Genomic DNA, 19,402 nt, shown 5'->3' with positions numbered 1-19,402 from the left:
GCAGAGCCTAACCACTCGAGCTGGCGCCCGGCTTGTCAGCGCTGTGATGCCAGCGTGTTCAAAGCTCCCGCGATTCGATCCGCATTCGGCGTCGTCACCGTCAGCCTCTCACCATTGGCGAAGGTAACAAAGACGGCAGGACCCTTGGCCGTGGCCACCGCGTAGTTGCCTCGTCCTCTCACGCGCAGTCCCCACCCACCGAAATCGCCGAACGGATCGACCTCGCGCACCGACGCGCCCGTGATCTCGTCGAGTGAATAATCGAACGCAGCCATGCCGAGACTGGTGATGTGCAGGCCCGAGCGGTCGACGACCAGCTCGTAGCGCATCAGCGACACCGGAAGCACGGCCAAGGGCAGGAAGATCGCGATCGGCCACCAGGACTGCGAGAGCCAACACGTGAGCGCCGCCCCGGCGCCGAGTATCGCGAAGAGCACCACCAGTGCGACGCGTCCGGCGCCGAGCGACTCGATGATCGGCAGTTCCTCGTCGGCGCGGGGCAGCGCCTCCGGCGGAGGCGCATCCGCGGGCACGCGTTCTCGGTAGTCACGCAACAGCGAGGCGCCGAGCAGTCCGACAGAGAAGCCGACCGCGGTTCCGACGCCCAGAGCCCATCCGGGCACTTCGACACTGCCGACGTCGGTGGCATCGAGTTGTCGGGCGAGGATCGCCAACTGCAGCACGGTGATCAGCCCGACCACCGTCAGGCCGATCATCAGCATCGTCCGGCGCATCAGCAGAAGTGCATGCGCAAGAGCGGCGACCGCACTACAACCGCCGCCGACGATCACTGTGACGATGGCCAGTGTCCAGGCGCTGGTGGTGGGACTGGTGAAACCGTCTGGCTGCGTTCCGGACCAATGGGTTGCGATCTGGTCAGGCAGTCGTGCGCTCCAGAGCCTGGCCACGATCACACCGAGGGCGGCAGCAAGAACAGGAACGACGACGCCGAAGATGACGCCTGCCGGGTCGAAGGTCTTCGTTTTCATGACCGAACTCAGCTCGGCTGACAAGCGTCCTTGAGACTGCAGGAAATGCAGGAGTGACCGCAGCCGCCGACGTCCTCTGCCGGAGTGGCAGCGGCGACGCGGGCACCGATCGATCCCCCAGCGCCTGCGGTGACCAACGCGGCGATCGCGGAGGCGATAACCGCCACGACTGCGGCGGCACCCGTCAGCGCGACGCCGGCGGCGCCTCCGACGAGCAGGAGCACTGCAGCTGCGGCGGTGGTGGGGCCCGCGACCTTGTTGGCGGTGACGAAGGTGGCATCGTCGCGCATCGAGTCGGCGGTGCGTACGCCCGCCCAGCGGTTGCGGGGCAACCGGCCGACCAGACTCAGGGCAGCGACGACGCCCACCACGAGTGCGAGGACGAACATCAGTATCGACACGACGATCACGGTAGGTAAGGATACGGCTCACCGAGGTCCTCGTACCAAGCGCCCCAGCTCACCCCCTTAAGCTGGTCCGCGTGACCGATCCAGCCAAAGCGCCCTCCGAGTCCGTCCCCGAGCACCGCTACACCGCGGACGTTGCCGGTCGAATCGAGCAGCGGTGGCAAGATCTCTGGGAAGAGCAGGGCACGTTCGACGCCCCCAACCCGGTCGGCCCCCTCGCGGGCGAGGTCCCGAAGGACAAGCTCTTCGTCCAGGACATGTTCCCGTATCCGTCGGGCAGCGGCCTGCACGTGGGACATCCCCTCGGCTACATCGCCACCGATGTGTTCGCGCGTTTTCACCGCATGCACGGACGCAACGTCTTGCATGCGCTCGGCTACGACGCCTTCGGCCTGCCGGCCGAGCAGTACGCCGTCCAAACCGGCACGCATCCGCGCAGCACCACCGAGGCGAACATCGCGAACATGCGGCGCCAGCTGCGTCGGCTCGGCCTCGGCCACGACCGTCGTCGATCACTGGCGACGACGGATGTGGATTTCTATCATTGGACACAGTGGATCTTTCTGCAGATCTTCAACTCCTGGTACGACGTCGATCAGGCGAAGGCGCGCCCGATCGCCGAGCTGGAAGCGGCGTTCGCCTCGGGAGAGCGCGCGCTGGAGGACGGACGTGACTGGGCATCTTTGACGGCGTCCGAGCGGGCCGGCGTGTTGGACTCCTACCGTCTGGTCTACGAGTCCAACTCGATGGTCAACTGGTGCCCTGGTCTGGGTACCGTGCTCGCCAACGAGGAAGTGACGGCGGACGGCCGCAGTGATCGCGGCAACTTCCCGGTGTTCCGAAAGAACCTGCGGCAGTGGATGATGCGTATCACCGCCTACTCGGACCGCCTGATCGACGACCTCGAGTACCTGGACTGGCCGGCCAAGATCAAGGCGATGCAGAGCAACTGGATCGGGCGCTCGCGCGGCGCGCAGGTCTCTTTCTCCGGAATCGAAGTGTTCACCACCCGGCCGGACACGCTGTTCGGTGCCACCTACGTGGTGCTCGCTCCCGAGCACGAATTGGTCGACGGGCTGGTCGCTGCCGCATGGCCGGCGGACGTGCCGTCGTCGTGGACCGGTGGGGCCGCGAGTCCGGGTGAGGCCATTGCTGCCTACCGGGCGTCCATCGCCGCCAAGTCCGATCTCGAGCGTCAGGAGAACAAGGAGAAGACTGGCGTCTTCACCGGGTCGTACGCCGAGAACCCGGTCAACGGCGAGCAGGTTCCGGTGTTCATCGCCGACTACGTGCTCACCGGCTACGGCACCGGCGCCATCATGGCTGTCCCCGGACACGATCAGCGTGACTGGGAGTTCGCGAGCAAGTTCGAGCTGCCGATTCGCGAGGTCATCTCCGGTGGCGATATCACCGAGGCCGCCTTCGTCGGCGACGGCGCGTTGGTGAACTCGGGCTTCTTGGACGGCATGCCCGTCGACGAGGCCAAGGCAGCGGTCATCGCGCGTCTCGAAGAAGAAGGCAAGGGCAAGGGGACTATTCAGTACAAGTTGCGCGACTGGTTGTTCGCGCGGCAGCGATACTGGGGCGAGCCCTTCCCCATCGTCTACGACGCAGACGGCAACGCGCATGCACTACCGGATTCGGCTCTGCCCGTTGAGCTTCCGGAGGTCGAGGACTTCGCGCCCGTCTCCTTCGATCCCGAGGACGCGAGCTCCGAGCCGTCACCGCCCCTGGCCAAGGCGTCGGACTGGGTGAATGTCGAACTCGATCTCGGTGACGGCCTGCAGACCTACCGCCGCGACACCAATGTGATGCCGCAGTGGGCCGGCAGTTCGTGGTATCAGCTGCGCTACGTCGACCCGACCAACACCGAGACCTTTGTCGACCCGGAGAACGAAAAGTACTGGGTCGGACCGCGTCCGGAGATCCACGGACCGAACGATCCGGGTGGGGTGGACCTGTACGTCGGCGGGCAGGAGCACGCTGTGCTGCACCTGATGTATGCGCGGTTCTGGCACAAGGTTCTCTTCGATCTGGGCCACGTCAGTTCGAGTGAGCCGTACCGCCGGTTGTACAACCAGGGCTACATCCAGGCGTATGCATTCACCGATGCGCGCGGTGTCTACGTCCCGGCCGAGGAAGTCGAAGAACGCGACGGCAGCTGGTTCTACCAGGGCGAGCCCGTCAACCGCGAGTACGGGAAGATGGGCAAGAGCCTGAAGAACTCCGTCTCCCCCGACGAGATCTTCGCCGAGTACGGCGCCGACACCCTGCGTGTGTACGAGATGTCGATGGGGCCGCTGGACACTTCCCGGCCGTGGGCCACCAAGGACGTCGTCGGCGCTCAGCGTTTCCTGCAGCGCGTATGGCGTCTGGTGCTCGACGAGGAGACCGGCGAAGTCCGCGTCACCGACGCCAAGCCCACCGAGGAGACGCTGCGCGTACTCAACCGCGTCATCGACGGAGTGGAAGCGGATTACATTGCGCTGCGCGACAATACGGCCGGAGCCAAGCTCATCGAGCTGACCAATCACCTCACCAAGGAATACCCGGACGGTGCCCCACGCGGCGTCGTCGAGCCGCTCGTGCTGATGCTCGCCCCGATGGCGCCGCACCTGTGCGAGGAACTGTGGAGCCGGCTCGGCCACGACCGTTCGCTCGCGCACGGACCGTTCCCACGAGTGGACGCCAAATGGCTCGTCGCCGACACCGTCGACTACCCCATCCAGGTCAACGGCAAGGTTCGCAGCCGAATCACGGTGCCCGCCGATTCTTCGGTAGGTGAGGTCGAGAAGACTGCGCTCGCCGACGAGAAGATCACGGCCCTGCTCGACGGCAAAGCACCCACCAAGGTCATCGTCATCCCGGGCCGGATGGTCAACATCGTTCTGAAGTAGTCCGCCCCTCCCGCCGAGATCGAGGTTGTGTACGGATTCGAGCGTGTTTCCGTACGCAACCTCGATCTCGACGTCGAGCACCACCCGTAGAGGGTGAGACTGGACTGAAGTCGCCGTTTCTGTCGGTCTGCTGCGCTTAGATATCTCCCATGTCGCTGATCGTTCGAGTCCTCGCCGCGATTGCCCTCGTTCTCGGCTCGGTCACCCTCGTTGCGCCCATCGCGCAGGCCCAGGGTCCCGGTTCGCCGATCCCCGCCGACGATCCGTTCTACAGCTGGGACGGTTCGCTCGACGCCGCGCCGGGAACGGTCCTCCGAAGTAGGCCGATGGTGTTCTCGACGCCGACGCTGACTACACCCATCACCGGTGAGCAGGTGCTGTATCGCACCACCGACCAGCAGGGCAACGGAGCCGTCACCGCCGCCGCGGTACTCAGGCCGCTCATCCCGGGGCCGCCGAAGATCGTCTCCTACCACATGGCCTACGACGCCCTCGGTTCTCAGTGCGACCCGTCGTACACCCTCAGCGGCGGTTCGACCAACAGAATCGCAGGTGCAGAGCAAGCCGTCATCGCCGGTTATCTCGCGGCCGGCTACACCGTCGTCGCACCGGATTACGAGGGCGAGGAGATGGAATGGACCATCGGGCGGCAGTCTGGCTATGCCGCCCTCGACGGTGTCCGCGCTACTCAGGCGTTTCTGCAGTTGCCGTCGAACACCCCCGTCGGCTTGATCGGCTACTCGGGTGGCTCGGTACCGACACAGTGGGGCGCCGAGGTCGCGCCGTACTACGCGCCGGAACTCAACATCGTCGGTGCAGCTGCCGGTGGCCTTCCCGTCGACCTCGCGCACAATCTCCCGTACATCAGTGGAAGCGACAACTGGTCCGGGGTGATCCCTGCGCTCATCGTCGCCTACCAACGGGCCTACGGACTCGACACTGCGTCATTCCTGTCCGAGTACGGGGCAGAGTTGATCCAAGAGGTTGCGAACCAGTGCATCGCCGAGTTCGCAGCCGATTACCCCGGCTTGACCGATGCCGACATGGTGCGAGCCCCGTACAACTCGCTGCTCGATGTTCCCGAGGTGGTCGAGGCCATCAACGACAACATCATGGGCAGCACCGGAACCCCGAGCACCCCCATGTTCCTGGCCGTCGGGCATTCCGATCCGATCGGCGACACCGTCATGATCACCGCCGACGTGGAAGGACTTGCCCACGAATACTGCGGCCGCGGCGTCGATGTGCAGTACTCGCAGTACAACGGGTTGACTCACGGCGACGCCTTCGCGCCCTTCGAGGCCCAGGGCTTGCAGTTCCTCACCGAGCGCTTCGCGGGACTGCCGACGCGCAGCAACTGCGGGGTGATCGGCGTCGGGAACTCGCTGGCGCCGACGCCTGTCCCCTGACACGGACCCCGTCGGCGCCGAGATCGAAGTTATGCATCGATTCGGTTCGATTTCGGTACACAACTTCGATCTCGGCGAAGGTGCTGTACATGTTCGGAGACAACTGACGGCTAGATTGCGCCCAAATCCGCGGACAACCAGTACTTCGGTTCGAGGTAGAACACGACGTTCTCTTCGAGCTGACTGTTCGCGAACTCGAGGTAGCCGTCCACCTTCTCGGGCTCGAGGTAGCGGGCAGCCATCTCACGCAACTGATCCGCCGTGCCGGGTACTTCGCGCAGGACGGGCCCGTCGACAGAGACGTATCGAACAGTCGGCTCCACGCGTTCGACCATGAGGCTGAAAGTGCCTGCAGCGCGGATCAACTCGGCCTTCTTGGACGTCTTTCCGGTCAGCACCCACGCCTCGCCGCCGGGCGTGTACTGGTACCAGATAGGGACGGTCAGCGGGCCGCGCTCGGCTCCAGCGAACACCGACAGTGCCGCGATGTGCGGCTCGGAGAGAAACTCTTCACGCTCGGATTTCGACAGTGGCATGTACCGAGGATATGTCCGCTTTTACAGCTCGTCGAAGGGTTTCGCATATCGAAAGCTGCCGTTCACCGGACCGTCGGCGAGCTGCAGCGCCGCAGCGCCGAGATCGAGGTTGTGTACGAAAACCGGCACAAACTGCGACGTAACTTCGATTTCAGCGGGAGGGCTACCGGCGAACAGGCTTGAGCACCAGCTCCGTCGGGTGCGCATCAGCCGGAGTGTCGATGGCATTGCGGACCGCAAGCGCGACGGTGTCGGCTCGAAGGAACTGTCCGCCGTCGTACTCCTTACCCTCGTGCTCGACGATCGCCCTCTGCATGTCGGTGTCGATCCGACCCGGGTGCACCGAGGTCACCCGCAAGGACGGCTCCTCCTGTCGCAGCGCGTCACCGAACGCCCGCAGCGCGAATTTCGACGCCGCATACGCGCCCCAGCCCGGATTGACACGCAACCCCGCACCCGAATTGATCAGGACGACATGACCATTGACCTTCCGCAACGCAGGAAGCAGAGCCTGCGTCAACGCAACGACAGCAAGAACATTGCTCTCGAACTGCGACCGCCAGTCCTCGATCGAGGACTCTTGAACGGTGCCCAAGGCTGCGACGCCCGCGTTGTGGACGAGCACGTTCAAAGAGTCGAACGACGCTGCCGCGCCCACAACGGCGGCATGGTCCGTCAGATCCACCGGCCATGCCGTCGCTTCCGGGAGTTCGGCGGCAATGGAACCGAGCGATTCCGCCGAGCGTCCACCGAGATAGACGTGGTGATCGGACGCGAGTTTCCGTGCGATCGCCGCGCCGAGACCTCGGCTGGCACCCGTCACCAGAGCCGTTGAAGTCATACTGCCAACTTAGCGAATGGTCATTCCGCAGGCTCCACTCCCGCTCCCGCCATGCGCATCGTCGTGTTGCCGCCGTCGAGGGACTCCCGGATGATGTCGGCGTGACCTGCATGCTGGGCCATCTCGCGGAGAATGTGCAGCAGCGTGAACCGCACCGACTGGTACGTGCGAACAGGTGCCCACGGTGCCGTCGGGAGTGGGACCTGGGCGTCGAGGTCCAAGTCGGCGAGAGCGGCCTCGGTGGCCTGCGCGACGCGGGAGTACTCCTCACGTAGTCCCGCGACGGTATCGCCGGCGGCCATCACGTACTCGGTGCCCATCCGAGATACGTCGAACTCGGCGGTCTCGTCCATTTCGGCGATGACCTTCATCCACGAACGCTCATTGTTGATCACATGGTTGAGCAGCCCGCCGAGGGTGAGTTCGCTGACAGTGGTTCGCAGCCTCGCCTGCTCGTCGGTGATGCCGTCGACCGTATAGAGGTAGTTGGTCCGTTGGTCGGCGAACATACGCGCGATGTCGGCCTTCTCACCGGTGAGTGTCATGGAAAACTCCTTCGTTGTTGGTGAAAATGACGATAGAAGGCTTTGCGGACAGCTTCGGTCCTCGATAGGAATGCTCACTCATCGGGCGAGATCGGCGCCGGGGTCGCAAACTAGGAAGATGGGAGACCGGGGATTCACTTCGACACAGCTGGCCGCGCGAGCTGCCTATCTCCTGCGCGGCAACGATCTGGGGACGATGACCAGCGCCGCACCGCGTCTGTACCCGCACATGTGGAGCTGGGATGCAGCGTTCGTCTCCGTCGGGCTCGCTCCGCTGAGCGTCGAACGCGCGGTGGTGGAGCTCGACACACTGCTGTCCGCACAGTGGAAGAACGGGATGATTCCGCACATCGTTTTCGCCAACGGAGTGGACGGGTACTTTCCCGGCCCGGCCCGATGGGAGACGAGCGAACTCGCGGCGCATGCGCCACTCGGTCCGCAGACATCGGGCATCACCCAGCCTCCGGTACATGCGATCGCGGTCCAGCGGATCCTCGACCATTCGCGTCGACACGGCCGCACGACGAGAGCCGTCGCCGAGGAGTTTCTCGATCGCCGATGGGAGAACCTCGTCCGGTGGCATCGCTGGCTTGCCGAGGCGCGTGACGTCGGCGATAACGGCCGCATCACCCTCTTCCACGGCTGGGAGTCGGGCATGGACAACTCCCCACGATGGGACGCGGCATACAAGGCTGTCGTGGCCGGGGTGATGCCGTCGTACGTTCGTAAGGACGACGCCGTTATCACCGACCCGTCCCAGCGCCCGAGCAACAGCGAGTACGACCGCTACATCTGGCTCGTCGAAGAGATGAAGCAGTCCGGGTACGACGACGTGCTCCTCGCGGAGAGGATGAGTTTCGCCGTCGAAGACGTGTTCGTCAGCGCGATTTTCGCAATGGCGTGCGACGTGCTCGCGACGATCGGCGAGGAGCATTCGAAGCCCAACTCGGACGTCCGCGAACTACGTGGCTGGGCAGACAAGTTTCGCCAGGGTGTCATCGCGACGACGGACGAGCGCTCCGGCGGTGCCCGCGACTTCGACCTGCGCGCTCAGCGATGGATCACCACCGACACCATCGCGATGTTCGCGCCACTGTTGTGCGGCGGTCTCCCTCGTGAGCAGGAACGCAACCTCATTCGCACCTTCGAGGGCACCAGGTTCTGCGGCCACCCCGACCTGCGCTTCGCGGTGCCGCCGTCGACGTCGCCCGTCTCACGGGACTTCCGGCCTCGCGAATACTGGCGCGGCCCGGTGTGGCCCGTCATAACGTGGCTGTTCTCGTGGGCGTTCTCGCGACGGGGCTGGGCCGAGCGGTCCCTGAATCTGCGCGAGGAAGGACTGCGTCAAGCGAGCGACGGGAGTTTCGCGGAATACTATGAACCGTTCACCGGTCAACCGCTGGGCAGCATGCAGCAATCGTGGACGGCGGCTGCGGTTCTCGACTGGTTGGGCTGACGCCTACTCGCTGCGGTGCGCTCCGATGTATCGGGCAGTGAGCGGGCCGACAGCCCGCAGCGCCGCCGCCGACGTCATCTCCCAGTGGGCATACGGGACCGAGTAGTGCGAGAGCTCGCCGCACAGATACGGGTGCCACGTCGACAGTCCGAGCCGTTCCTCGTGGTCGGCCGTCACGAAGAGCACATCGCCGTCGTAGACACCCGGGTGGTGACGGTTGGCGAGTTCGTGGGTGTGCCGGGCGGCCGAGACCAGTCGCTCGGCTTCCCGGGGGTCGACGACGCCTGACTCAGTGATGAGTGTGGCTAGCTGGTCACCGATCTGGGGCTGGATGGCGTGACTGTCCAACATCACGAGAGACGCGAGCTGTTTGCCCTGCGCGCGTAGCCGCACTGCCATGGCGTGCGCGATGGTACCGCCGAGCGACCACCCGAGAAGGTGATACGGCCCGTCGGGGACGAGTGCCTCGATCTCGTCGATGTAGCTCTGCGCCAATTCGTCGAGAGTGTCGGGCAATTCGTTCGGTGAGGGAGTTTGAATGCCGTACAGGGGGTTGGCGGTGAATTCCTCGAAACCGAGGTAGCACCAGGACAATCCGATAATCGGGTGGATGCAGAACACCGGGGCGTCGGCGCCTTCGGTTCGGATGGGGAAGACGATGTCGAACGCTGATCTGGAGCCGAAGCCAGAATCGACCTGCGGGTCCGTACTGCGCGGTGCGGTGAGCACAGAACCATCAGGCTCGAAGTAGCTGTCCGTGATGCCGATGTCGGTCATGTCTGTGCCTCCGAAGTGCTGTGGTGACGAGCCGAAGCCCGTACCGGGGAGATGCGGACGCTGCCCCGAGATCTCGTCCGCCCTGTGATGGAAGCCCCCGCCACCAGGCCTGTATCAGGCGAGGTTACACAGTCGTTATCTCTGGTCGAGCGGATCGAGCGCACGAGCGGGGCGCGTGTAGACAGGTCACAGAGGTGATCGCCAAGTTTCGATGACACCTAACAACGGCGAAGGCGCACGCAACCGCAGAACTACGGTTACGTGCGCCCTCTGGTGGAACGGCGCTATCGCGCGGTCGGCGTCAGACCTTCCAGACCGCAACCATCGACGGGCGCGGCTGGGAGTCGCCTCCGTCGGGCCAGTGTGAAGCCGGATTGTCAGCAGACGCATCGTCCGACTCACCCGGGTGCTGAACTGCAACGATCACGCGCTCATCCTGGATGATCGGGCCACACGTCTCGGCGCCTGCCGGAACGGTCAGGAACTGACGCGTCTCTCCGCGGCGCTCACCGTCCAGGACGACAGCGAACAAGCCGTCGTTGGAGTCGAGGGCGTTGCCGTCCGTGGAAATCCACAGGTTGCCCTTGGAGTCGAAAGCCAGGTTGTCCGGGCACGAGATCGGGCTGACCTGGGTCTTGTCGAAGCCGCCGAAGTAGGTGTCAGCGGCTTCCGGGTCACCGGCGACGATGAGCAGGTTCCACACGAACTCGGTACCGGCGTGATCGTCTTCGAGCTCGAGGACCTGGCCGTTCTTGTTCTGCACGCGCGGGTTCGCCTCGTCGACGGACGCGTAGTCGTCGACTCCGCGGTTCTTGTTGTTGGTCAGTGCCACGTACACCTTGCCGGTCACCGGGTTCGGCTCGAAGTCCTCGGGCCGGTCCATCTTCGTGGCGCCGACCTTGTCGCCTGCCTGCCGGGTGAAGACAGCGACCTCTTCGGCGGACATGCCGTCGACGAGGGATTCTGCATTGCCGTCATTGTTGGTGCGGAGCAACGGAATCCACTCACCCTTGCCCGAGAACTTGCCGGACGGCGGCAGGGTTCCGGTGCCGTCGATGGCATCGGGCGAGTCGCCTGTGAGGACTGCGACGTAGAGGGTGCCCGCGTCGAGAATGGTCATGTTCTCACGCATAGCAGCCTGGCCGTTGCCGGGCATGATCTTTCGGCTGGAGACGAACTTGTACATGTAGTCGAAGCGCTCGTCGTCACCGCTGTAGGCGACGACCGTGCCGTCGTCGGTGACATAGATGGTCGCGGCCTCGTGCTTGAAGCGACCCATGGCCGAGTGCTTGACCGGGGTGGAGTTGGGATCCCACGGATCGATCTCGACGATGTATCCGAAGCGGTTGGCCTCGTTGGGTTCCTGAGCGAGATCGAATCGAGGGTCGAACTGCTCCCACTTGCGGTCGCTTGCTGCGCCTTCGAGGCCGTAGCGCGCGAGCCGCTCGGCGGCAGCGGGTTCGGTGACCGACTCGGCGTTGCCGAAGTACTGGTTGAAGTTCTCCTCACCCGAGAGCACTGTGCCCCAGGGTGTCAGTCCGCCCGCGCAGTTGTTGAGCGTGCCGAGGACCTTGGTACCGGTGGGGTCGGCACCGGTCTTGAGGAAATCACTGCCCGCGGCGGGACCGGTGACGAGGAACTCCGAGGTCGCGGTGAGGCGACGGTTGTACTGGCTGAACGCCGGTGTCAGTGCGCCGGAGCCGTTCTCGCCGTTGACCTGCAGAATGGACAGGCCGTGTGCGGCGAGCGCGATGTCGAACTGCTCACGCGTCGGGTTCTCCTCGTCGTAACCCTTGAACAGGGCCGGCTCGGTGGTGTATTCGTGGCTGACGACGAGCAGGTACGCGTTCGGGGTGCCCTCGATCGGGAGCAGGCCGGCGAAGTCGTTGTTGTAGCCGAACTGCATGGCCTGTGCGGCAGCGGTCTGGTTGTCGAAGTCGAACTCGGGTGCACCCTCGAGCACCGGGTCGCCCCAGCGGATGACGACGCCCTGCTCGTAGCCCTCCGGGATCACGACTGCATCCTCGGTGTTGGGCGCCACAGCGGTGAAATCGACACCGTCGACGGGTGGGGTGGATGGTGTCGAGCCGTTCGACGACGTCCCGTCGGTGGCGGCGGCGTCGTCCTCGGTGCCGCATGCTGCGAGCAGGCCGCCGGCGCCGACCGCGACGACAGCCATCGCGCCGCCGCGCAGTACCCCGCGCCGACTCATCGCCGTCTTGACGATGTCGCCGAAGTACTCGCCCTTGGATGTATTGGGGGCGTCGTGGAAACACGCGTCGCCGCACTTGTACTTGCATGTCAGGTTCGACCGCGCCGAGCTACCGTCGTGGGTCGTCAGAATCGGGAGAAGCTTCATGAGACGGCAGCGTTCCAGTGGAAAGCGAAACGAAGGAGTCGCTCAGGTGAAGTCGGGAATAACGAGGGTGCCCTAAGGCGGCTCCGCCACAGGTGCGTGGAAATACATAGCAGGCTATGTATTTCCACGCACATGCGCCGAAGGCGCCTACAACACCTGGGACAGGAACTGCTGGAGCCGGTCGGTGTGCGGGTCGTCGAAAAGTTGGTCCGGAGTGCCGGTTTCGACGGCGCTGCCGTGGTCCATGAACAGCACCTTGTTGGACACCGAACGAGCGAAGCCCATCTCGTGAGTGACCACCACCATCGTCATACCGCCCGATGCCAGATCCGCCATCAGGGCCAGCACACCCTTGACCAGCTCCGGATCCAGCGCGGATGTCGCCTCGTCGAAGAACATGATCTCGGGCTTCATGGCGAGTGCACGAGCGATGGCGACACGCTGCTGCTGTCCACCGGACAGATTGCCCGGACGTGAATCCGCCTTGGCGGAAAGGCCCACCAATTCCAGCTGTTCCATTGCCGCGGCTCGCGCTGCCTCCTTCGACAAACCCTTGAGTTTCTGCGGGGCCAGCGCGACGTTGTCGGCCACTGTCTTGTGCGGGAACAGATTGAAGTGCTGGAACACCATGCCGATACGCTGCCGAAGTTCGTCCGGGTTGTCGCGCAACACCGATTTTCCGCCGAGAAGGATGTCGCCCTCGTCGGGTTCGTGCAGTCTGTTCAGTGCGCGCAGCAGCGTCGACTTGCCGGAACCCGACGGCCCGATGACGGTGGTGGTTCTACCCGCGTCGACGTGAATGTTCACCCCGCGCAGCACCTTGTTGTTGCCGAAGGCGAGATGAATGTCGGTGCCGGTCAATGAGACAGCCATGTGCTCACCTCTCCACCACGATGATCTTCTCGACCGGGTCGAGCGTGCCGGATGTGTCGGCTTTGCCCGATCGCAGACGGGAGTCGATGAAGTTCACCAGGTGCGTCAGGGGGATCGTCAGGAACAGGTAGAACACCCCGGCGGCCAGCAGGGGTGAGAGATTGCCGGTCTGCGCGGCGGTGTCCTGTCCCACCCGGAACAGCTCGCGTTGCGAGGCCAGCAGCCCGAGGAAGTAGATCAGCGAACTGTCCTTGATCAGCGAGATGAACTGATTGACGATGGCCGGCAGGACGCGTCGAATCCCCTGCGGCACAACCACCAGCGCCATCGACCGCCGATAGCTGAACCCCAGCGCGCGGGACGCCTCGAGCTGGCCGGAGTCGACGCTCTGGATGCCGGAGCGGAAGATCTCGCCGAAGTATGCCGCCGCCATCAGCGACAGCGCAGCGATACCGAGGGGGAATGGGCTTCGGCTGCCGGTCAATTGGGTCAGCGTCGGCCCGAAACCGAGCCCGATGAGGAGAATGACGACGGCTGCGGGAAGCCCGCGAAAGACGTCGGTGTACATCCGGGCCGGCCACCGGAGCCAGCGGGAACGGGACATTCCCGCCACCGCCAGCCCGAGTCCGATGATCGTGCCGATCACCCCGGACGAGAGGGCGAGGATCAGAGTGTTCGGCAGTCCGACGGTGATCAGCGCGGGGACGGTGTCCCAGATGAGCTGCCAGTCGAAGAACGTGTCGTACAGGTTGGAGAGCGTATCCATCGACTAGGACGCCGGGAGAACGGAGGCCTTGCTACCCGGCTTCCAGTCCGAGGGCACCTCGCGCTCCGGGTACCACTCCTGCTCGAGGGTGTTCCATGTGCCGTCGTTGACGACCGCGTCGAGTCCGGAGTTCAAGGCGTCGATCAACGGCTGGTTGTCCTTGTTCACCGCGTAGGCAGTGAAGTTGGTGGTGTTGACGGTCGTTTCCAGGATGGCGACGCCGCCGTCCTCTGCCTTGACCTGGCCGGAGGCCTGCTGCGACGGCGCGACCCACGCGTCGATCTGGCCGGACCTGACGTTGGCGTAGGCGGTGTTGTAGTCCGGGAATCGGACCGGCTCGATGCCGATGGTGTTGGTGACGTAATCGTCCTGCACAGTGCCCTGGACGACGCCGATGCGCTGCTGGTCGTCCAGCTCGGCGATGGTCCGGATGGCGTAGTCGTTCTTCGCCACGAGCGCCATCTCCCCGAAGTCGTAGCCGTTGGTGAATCCGACGGTCTGGCGGCGCGCATCGGTGGTGGAGATGGACGAGGATCCGACGTCGTAGACCGTGTTGTTCACCGAAGCGAGCAGGCCCGAGAACTCGGTCGCGGCGAACTCGACCTCGAGGCCGAGTTTGTCCCCGATCGCCCTGAGCAGTTCGTTGTCGAAGCCGGTGAAGTTACCGGCTTCGTCGATGAAGATGTTCGGCGGGGCGTCGGACAGTGTGCCCACGTACAGGGTGCCGGGTTGGGTCAATCCGATGTTCGCGGTGTCGATCTCGTCGAGCGGGGTGACGTCATCGGTGGTGTACCTGTCCAGGGATACCTGATCCGAGCCGGCGAGTGCGTTCTCGCCGGTACCGCCCGAGCTGCCGTCGCTCGAGCACGCTACTGCGCCGAGCGTGAGTGCGAGCGTCGCTGCAATTGCTGCGGTGGCGCGGCCTCGTAAACGACGTGTGTTCAACTCTGGACTCCTCGGTGCTGGCATCGGTGATTCGGTGTTGTCACGAACGAACGAAACTATCGCGCCGCTGGAGGCAGCACGAGCGCTACGCCGCCCGAGCGGTCAACCACCGAATGTGTTCAAACATTCCCGCACCGAGGCGCTTCGATCCCGAAAGTCCTCACCTGTGGTCGTTGCGCCACGTCAGCGCAGCTTCGAGTTCAGTGAGGTCGTAGTCGGGGCCGCCTGTCCCCACGGTGAACAGTCTCACTCCGGCGTCGAAGAAGGCCTGGGCCTTGTCCGCGCCCGGCCATGGCACCGAACGGGTGATGCCCGAAACGTCACGTCCGACGGTTTCGCCGTGTTCGGCGAGGATGCCCGATTTGCGCTCGAAAGTCTCCAGGTCGGCGAAGCTGTGCCAGATATGCGCGTACTTCGCGACCATCTTCAGTGTCTTCTTCTCCCCACCGCCGCCGATCAGGATCGGAATCTCGCGTGTCGGCGCGGGATTGGCGACGTCGAGGCGGTGCCTGATCCGAGCGAGGTTGTCGTCGAGCAGCTTCAGGCGCGAGCCCGCGGTGCCGAACTCGTAACCGAAGTTGTCGTAGTCCTTTTGGTTCCACCCACCACCGATGCCCAGGATCAGTCGGCCACCGCTCATGTGGTCGACCGTGCGTGCCATATCCGCGAGCAGGTCGGGATTACGATAGCCACCACCGGTGACGAGGGCCCCGATCTCGACGGCGGACGTCTGTTCGGCCCAGGCGCCGAGCATCGTCCAGCACTCGAAGTGCGCCCCGTCGAGGTCGCCGTAGAGCGGATAGAAGTGGTCCCAGTTGAAGACGATGTCGACACCCGCATCCTCCGAGCGCAACACCGCATCTCGGATGAGGCCGTAGTCGGGGGCATGCTGGGGCTGCAGTTGTACGCCGATTTTCACAGTCATACCTCTATTGTGCGCATCATCCGATCTCGACGCCCGTCTCCAACAATGTGGCCCGCAGTAGGAACCCTGCCTCGTTGCCGACGATCTCGGTGACCAGGGTTACGAAGCGGTCGACGAATGCACCGCCGTGTGCGGGAGCCTCGGAGTCCTCCGGTTCGAAGTGGTGGGCGAGTTCGTGGAGTACGACGAGCTCCCGTAGTGCCCATGCCTTGTTTCGGCGGTGCAGCGGGACGGCGATGGTGCGGGTGTCTCTCTCGTAGTGCGAGGCCCCGGATCCGGACCGCTCGCGCACCCGCACCGACCCGGCGCCAGGCCACCGCGCGCGGACCCAGTCGAGCGCGAGAATCGAGTCGACATAGTGCTGAACCGAATCGAGTGAGGCGAACTTCCGCTCGATCGGAAGCGTCAGTGTGGAGCCGTAGATGTCGACGGTTCGCAGGTCACGCTCGTCTGCTCGATCGAAGATGGTCCGCACCAAGGTCTCGGCCGCGTACACCTTCGACCGTTGCGAATCCCTGTTCTTCACCGTCTCGACACTAATGCCGAATTTGTGTCTGCTCCGAGGCGCCTCTACAGTTAAAGCGACAACGATTGTCGAAGTCACTGCCAACAGGCGCCCGTATTCTCGCGTAGGAGACCCCCTTGCTCGTCGTCGATGGCTTGAATATCGACGCCGGCCGCACCCGCATCGTCGAGAACATCTCCTTCCGAATCGCCGCCGGCCAGCGAGTCGGCCTCCTCGGCGCGTCCGGGTCGGGCAAGTCGCTCACCGCCTCGGCGATCATCGGACACCTTCCCCCGGGCATCACCTCGAGTGGTCGCATCACGGTCGATGGCCACGACGTCGCGGGCCTGCCGACGCCGCGGCGTCCCCTCAGCGCACGCCCGGCGATGGTCTTCCAGAACTCGGCAACCGCGCTGAACCCGATGGTCACCGTCGGCGCGCAACTCAGCGCGCCCGCCCGAAGAACGAAATCCGACGCCACCGCACTGCTCGAGCAGGTCGGCTTCCGTGAACCCGAGCGGATCCTCGCCGCCTACCCCCTGGAACTCTCAGGTGGTCAACGACAGCGAGTATGCATCGCGTTGGCCCTCGCCTGCCGCAGCCCGCTGCTCGTCGCCGACGAGCCGACCACCGCCCTCGACGTGGTCACGCAGGTACGGGTGCTCGACGCCTTGAAGGCCGTCGACTCCGCGCAGATGTTCATCACGCACGACGTGGCCGTCGCGGCCCAGCTGTGCGACCGGCTGATCGTCATGGAACGCGGACATATCGTCGAAGAGGGTGCGACGACCGACATCATCGCCAATCCCCGGAGCCCCCTGACACAGAGTCTCATCGCACGGGCGCGGGCGATGGACCCGCTATCCGCGCTGACCGCAGGCCGCGCCCGATGAGCCTTCTCGCATCCGGACTCACGCGTCGATTCCGCCAGGGCAGCAAGACCACCACCGCGCTCGACGGAGTCGACCTCGAGGTCCCGCCCGGCGCGCGGGTCGCGCTGGTGGGCGAATCGGGATCAGGCAAGACAACGCTACTGAAAATGCTTCTCGCGCTGAACTATCCGGACTCCGGAACCGTGACGCTGGACGGCACACTCGTCGGGCCTGCCTCGGCACGCTCGTTGCGTTGGTTTCGCCGACGGGTGCAGTACATCCCGCAGGACCCGGCCACCTCACTCGACCCTCGGCGAAGCGTCGTCGATCTCGTCGCGACGCCGTTGCGCCTTCTCGGCGCCGAGGGCGACCACGCGGCACTCGCTCGGCGGGCTCTGGCTGCAGTTGGATTGGACGAGAGATATCTGCAGCGGAGGGCTTCGGAACTGTCCGGCGGCCAGAATCAGCGGGTCGCCATCGCACGCGCCGTTGCTTGTGAACCGGACTATCTGCTGGCCGACGAGCCGGTGAGCGGACTGGACCTCGACCTGCGCGACCAGGTACTCACCGTGCTCGACAACCTGTCCACACGAACCTCGACCGCGTTGCTGGTGGTCTCCCACGATCTGTCGGTGGTGGCTCGGTTGTGCAGCGACATCTCGGTGATGTGCGACGGCCGGATCGTCGAGACCGGGACCACCGCGTCCGTCCTCACCGCTCCCGTCCATCAGCACACCCGAGCATTGCTCGACGCGGTGCCCAGGCTTCATTCCGCTTGACCGGTCACGAACCAGCACAGGAGAAAATGCATGTCCAGCAGCAAGTTTCGCGCAGCACGACTGGGAGCGGTCGGTGCAGTGGGTGTTCTCGCGCTCACCAGTTGCTTCTCCACACCGGCGTCCGAGGACAGCGAGGATCGAGTGCGGATCGCTCATCTCCAGCCGCCGCGCTCGGGCCTCGACCAGTTCAGCGACGACGCCTTCAAGCTCTCACGCTGGTCGACGGCGGAAACGTTGGTCACCCTCGATGACCTCGGTGACGCACTACCGGGGCTCGCGACCGGGTGGGACCGCGTCGACGAGTTCACGTGGAGCTTCGACATCCGTCCCGATGTGCGCTTCCACAACGGGGCATCGCTCGACGCCGATGCTGTCGTGACGGCACTGACGGCGGCGACCGAGGCCGCACCCAAGCCGCGCATCCTCGACGGCGTCGAGATGACCGTCGCTGCAGTGGACGAGGAGACCGTCACGGTCACAACCGAATTGGTCGACCCACTGGTGCCCCAGCGACTGTCGAGTCCACAGTTGGCCATCCTCGCCCCGGTCGCCTACGAGGGTGAGGGTCCGGTCGATGCGATCGGCACCGGTACCGGGCCGTTCGTGCTCACCAGCGTCGACGGCACCTCGAGCGCCTCGCTCGACCGCAATGACGACTACTGGGGCGAGAGCGCCAAGATCGCCGGCATCGACGCCGACTTCGTGCCCGACGGCACCGCACGCGGGGCGTCGCTACGCAACGACACCGCCGATGTCGTAGAGGCCATTCCGGTCTCGCAGGCATCGCTCGTCGACCCCGAGTTGGTGCACGAGGTACCGATGCCGCGGACCAACACCCTGTATCTCAATACCGCGAACGGCGTCTTCAGCGACCCATCCATGCGCGCCGCGGCCCGCGAGTCCGTCGACAAGGATCGACTCGTCGAGCAGGTGTACGAGGGCCGCGCCGACGCCGCGAACGGTCTCCTCGGACCTGCACTTCCCTGGGCCGCCGATCGCCCCGAGCGCACCGAAACCCCGGCCGGCGACGCGACCGGCAAACGAATCACCCTCGCCACCTTCACCGATCGCGCCGAACTGCCCGAGGTGGCGGTGCTGCTGCAGCAGGAGCTCGAGGCCCAGGGCTTCATCGTCGAGCAGGTCGTCCGCGAGTACCAGTTCATCGAATCCGACGCGCTGGAGGGACGTTTCGATGCCTTCATCCTCTCGCGCGCCACGGTCCTCGATTCCGGTGACCCGGTGGCGTACATGTACTCCGACTTCGCCTGCGAGGGATCGTTCAACATCTCCCAGTTCTGCGACGCCGAGGTGGACGCGGCTTTGGCGGCGGCATCGGCAACCGAGCCCGGCGACGCCCGTCGCGCAGCAATCCTCGAGGCCGAGAGGCTGATTCTGGAGAAGGACGCCGCGGTCCCGATGCTGCACGAGCGCGTCATCCAAGGCGAGTCCGCCGGTATCACCGATGTGGCCCGCGACCCTCGCGAGCGCATTCTCATCACCAACCAGACCACGTTCGAGTAG

Annotated in this window: 16 protein-coding genes and 1 pseudogene; 6 read left to right on the top strand and 11 right to left on the bottom strand. The window is 64.8% G+C overall.

What is annotated here, in order from left to right; all coding sequences use genetic code 11:
- Positions 1–35 precede the first annotated feature (35 nt).
- Both J1M86_RS03190 and J1M86_RS03185 read right to left on the bottom strand, forming a co-directional pair.
- The gene (locus tag J1M86_RS03190; protein WP_206508793.1) at positions 36–989 is read right to left on the bottom strand and encodes a DUF1648 domain-containing protein; all 954 of its coding nucleotides are present in this window, start codon (positions 987–989) and stop codon (positions 36–38) included.
- An 8-nt stretch (positions 990–997) separates the two neighbouring features.
- Positions 998–1,399, bottom strand: a complete 402-nt coding sequence (locus J1M86_RS03185) for an SdpI family protein (protein ID WP_206508792.1) — start codon at positions 1,397–1,399, stop codon at positions 998–1,000.
- 71 nt (positions 1,400–1,470) lie between these two features.
- On the opposite strand from J1M86_RS03185, the gene leuS reads away from it, so the two are divergent.
- Both leuS and J1M86_RS03175 read left to right on the top strand, forming a co-directional pair.
- A complete protein-coding gene (gene leuS / locus J1M86_RS03180) occupies positions 1,471–4,293 on the top strand; it encodes a leucine--tRNA ligase (protein WP_206508791.1) in 2,823 nt (940 codons plus the stop codon).
- A gap of 149 nt (positions 4,294–4,442) precedes the next feature.
- Positions 4,443–5,702 carry a lipase family protein gene (locus J1M86_RS03175; RefSeq protein ID WP_206508790.1) on the top strand — a complete coding sequence of 420 codons (1,260 nt, stop codon included), beginning with the start codon at positions 4,443–4,445 and terminating at the stop codon, positions 5,700–5,702.
- Positions 5,703–5,812: 110 nt separating this feature from the next.
- On the opposite strand, the gene J1M86_RS03170 is transcribed toward J1M86_RS03175, so the two are convergent.
- The 3 genes from J1M86_RS03170 to J1M86_RS03155 all read right to left on the bottom strand — a co-directional run bounded on the left by J1M86_RS03170 (position 5,813) and on the right by J1M86_RS03155 (position 7,624).
- Entirely contained in the window at positions 5,813–6,238 is a 426-nt protein-coding gene (locus J1M86_RS03170; protein ID WP_206508789.1) for a pyridoxamine 5'-phosphate oxidase family protein, read from the bottom strand.
- 163 nt (positions 6,239–6,401) lie between these two features.
- Positions 6,402–7,079, bottom strand: a complete 678-nt coding sequence (locus J1M86_RS03160) for an SDR family oxidoreductase (protein WP_206508788.1) — start codon at positions 7,077–7,079, stop codon at positions 6,402–6,404.
- A 20-nt stretch (positions 7,080–7,099) separates the two neighbouring features.
- A complete protein-coding gene (locus J1M86_RS03155; RefSeq protein ID WP_075839331.1) occupies positions 7,100–7,624 on the bottom strand; it encodes a DinB family protein in 525 nt (174 codons plus the stop codon).
- Between the two features lie 118 nt (positions 7,625–7,742).
- Between J1M86_RS03155 and J1M86_RS03150 the strand changes: the two genes are divergently transcribed.
- Complete coding sequence (locus J1M86_RS03150) at positions 7,743–9,080, top strand: amylo-alpha-1,6-glucosidase (protein WP_206508787.1); 1,338 nt, start codon at positions 7,743–7,745, stop codon at positions 9,078–9,080.
- Between the two features lie 3 nt (positions 9,081–9,083).
- On the opposite strand, the gene J1M86_RS03145 is transcribed toward J1M86_RS03150, so the two are convergent.
- The 6 genes and pseudogenes from J1M86_RS03145 to J1M86_RS03115 all read right to left on the bottom strand — a co-directional run bounded on the left by J1M86_RS03145 (position 9,084) and on the right by J1M86_RS03115 (position 16,251).
- On the bottom strand, positions 9,084–9,857 hold the full coding sequence (locus tag J1M86_RS03145) for a thioesterase domain-containing protein (RefSeq protein WP_075839330.1): 774 nt from the start codon (positions 9,855–9,857) through the stop codon (positions 9,084–9,086).
- A 301-nt stretch (positions 9,858–10,158) separates the two neighbouring features.
- Positions 10,159–12,216, bottom strand: a complete 2,058-nt coding sequence (locus J1M86_RS03140; RefSeq protein WP_206508786.1) for a PhoX family phosphatase — start codon at positions 12,214–12,216, stop codon at positions 10,159–10,161.
- A gap of 147 nt (positions 12,217–12,363) precedes the next feature.
- Positions 12,364–13,089, bottom strand: a complete 726-nt coding sequence (locus J1M86_RS03135) for an amino acid ABC transporter ATP-binding protein (RefSeq protein WP_206508785.1) — start codon at positions 13,087–13,089, stop codon at positions 12,364–12,366.
- A gap of 4 nt (positions 13,090–13,093) precedes the next feature.
- A pseudogene (locus J1M86_RS26210) lies at positions 13,094–14,824 on the bottom strand (ABC transporter substrate-binding protein/permease).
- 136 nt (positions 14,825–14,960) lie between these two features.
- Positions 14,961–15,725 carry an LLM class F420-dependent oxidoreductase gene (locus J1M86_RS03120; RefSeq protein ID WP_206508782.1) on the bottom strand — a complete coding sequence of 255 codons (765 nt, stop codon included), beginning with the start codon at positions 15,723–15,725 and terminating at the stop codon, positions 14,961–14,963.
- Between the two features lie 16 nt (positions 15,726–15,741).
- Complete coding sequence (locus J1M86_RS03115) at positions 15,742–16,251, bottom strand: TIGR04338 family metallohydrolase (protein WP_206508781.1); 510 nt, start codon at positions 16,249–16,251, stop codon at positions 15,742–15,744.
- Between the two features lie 116 nt (positions 16,252–16,367).
- Here J1M86_RS03115 and J1M86_RS03110 point away from each other — a divergent pair, with 116 nt between their 5' ends.
- The 3 genes from J1M86_RS03110 to J1M86_RS03100 are packed head-to-tail and all read left to right on the top strand — an operon-like array spanning position 16,368 to position 19,402.
- The gene (locus J1M86_RS03110; protein ID WP_206508780.1) at positions 16,368–17,123 is read left to right on the top strand and encodes an ABC transporter ATP-binding protein; all 756 of its coding nucleotides are present in this window, start codon (positions 16,368–16,370) and stop codon (positions 17,121–17,123) included.
- Positions 17,120–17,881: an ABC transporter ATP-binding protein gene (locus J1M86_RS03105; protein WP_206508779.1), complete on the top strand. Its 762-nt coding sequence runs from the start codon at positions 17,120–17,122 to the stop codon at positions 17,879–17,881. The genes J1M86_RS03110 and J1M86_RS03105 overlap by 4 nt, the downstream gene beginning before the upstream one ends.
- Before the next feature lie 30 nt (positions 17,882–17,911).
- A complete protein-coding gene (locus J1M86_RS03100; protein ID WP_206508778.1) occupies positions 17,912–19,402 on the top strand; it encodes an ABC transporter substrate-binding protein in 1,491 nt (496 codons plus the stop codon).

It is taken from the genome of Rhodococcus sp. KRD197, from assembly GCF_017168235.1.
In the GTDB taxonomy this organism is placed as follows: domain Bacteria; phylum Actinomycetota; class Actinomycetes; order Mycobacteriales; family Mycobacteriaceae; genus Rhodococcoides.
Note: the sequence above shows the minus strand (reverse complement) of the source record. Positions and strands in the feature narration are given on the sequence as shown.

Excerpts from the sequence above, each read along its gene's own strand:
- J1M86_RS03190 (WP_206508793.1), bottom strand. The coding sequence starts at position 989 with ATGAAAACGAAGACCTTCGACCCGGCAGGCGTCATCTTCGGCGTCGTC.
- J1M86_RS03175 (WP_206508790.1), top strand. The coding sequence starts at position 4,443 with ATGTCGCTGATCGTTCGAGTCCTCGCCGCGATTGCCCTCGTTCTCGGC.
- J1M86_RS03170 (WP_206508789.1), bottom strand. The coding sequence starts at position 6,238 with ATGCCACTGTCGAAATCCGAGCGTGAAGAGTTTCTCTCCGAGCCGCAC.
- J1M86_RS03160 (WP_206508788.1), bottom strand. The coding sequence starts at position 7,079 with ATGACTTCAACGGCTCTGGTGACGGGTGCCAGCCGAGGTCTCGGCGCG.
- J1M86_RS03155 (WP_075839331.1), bottom strand. The coding sequence starts at position 7,624 with ATGACACTCACCGGTGAGAAGGCCGACATCGCGCGTATGTTCGCCGAC.
- J1M86_RS03150 (WP_206508787.1), top strand. The coding sequence starts at position 7,743 with ATGGGAGACCGGGGATTCACTTCGACACAGCTGGCCGCGCGAGCTGCC.
- J1M86_RS03145 (WP_075839330.1), bottom strand. The coding sequence starts at position 9,857 with ATGACCGACATCGGCATCACGGACAGCTACTTCGAGCCTGATGGTTCT.
- J1M86_RS03140 (WP_206508786.1), bottom strand. The coding sequence starts at position 12,216 with ATGAAGCTTCTCCCGATTCTGACGACCCACGACGGTAGCTCGGCGCGG.
- J1M86_RS03135 (WP_206508785.1), bottom strand. The coding sequence starts at position 13,089 with ATGGCTGTCTCATTGACCGGCACCGACATTCATCTCGCCTTCGGCAAC.
- J1M86_RS03120 (WP_206508782.1), bottom strand. The coding sequence starts at position 15,725 with ATGACTGTGAAAATCGGCGTACAACTGCAGCCCCAGCATGCCCCCGAC.
- J1M86_RS03105 (WP_206508779.1), top strand. The coding sequence starts at position 17,120 with ATGAGCCTTCTCGCATCCGGACTCACGCGTCGATTCCGCCAGGGCAGC.
- J1M86_RS03100 (WP_206508778.1), top strand. The coding sequence starts at position 17,912 with ATGTCCAGCAGCAAGTTTCGCGCAGCACGACTGGGAGCGGTCGGTGCA.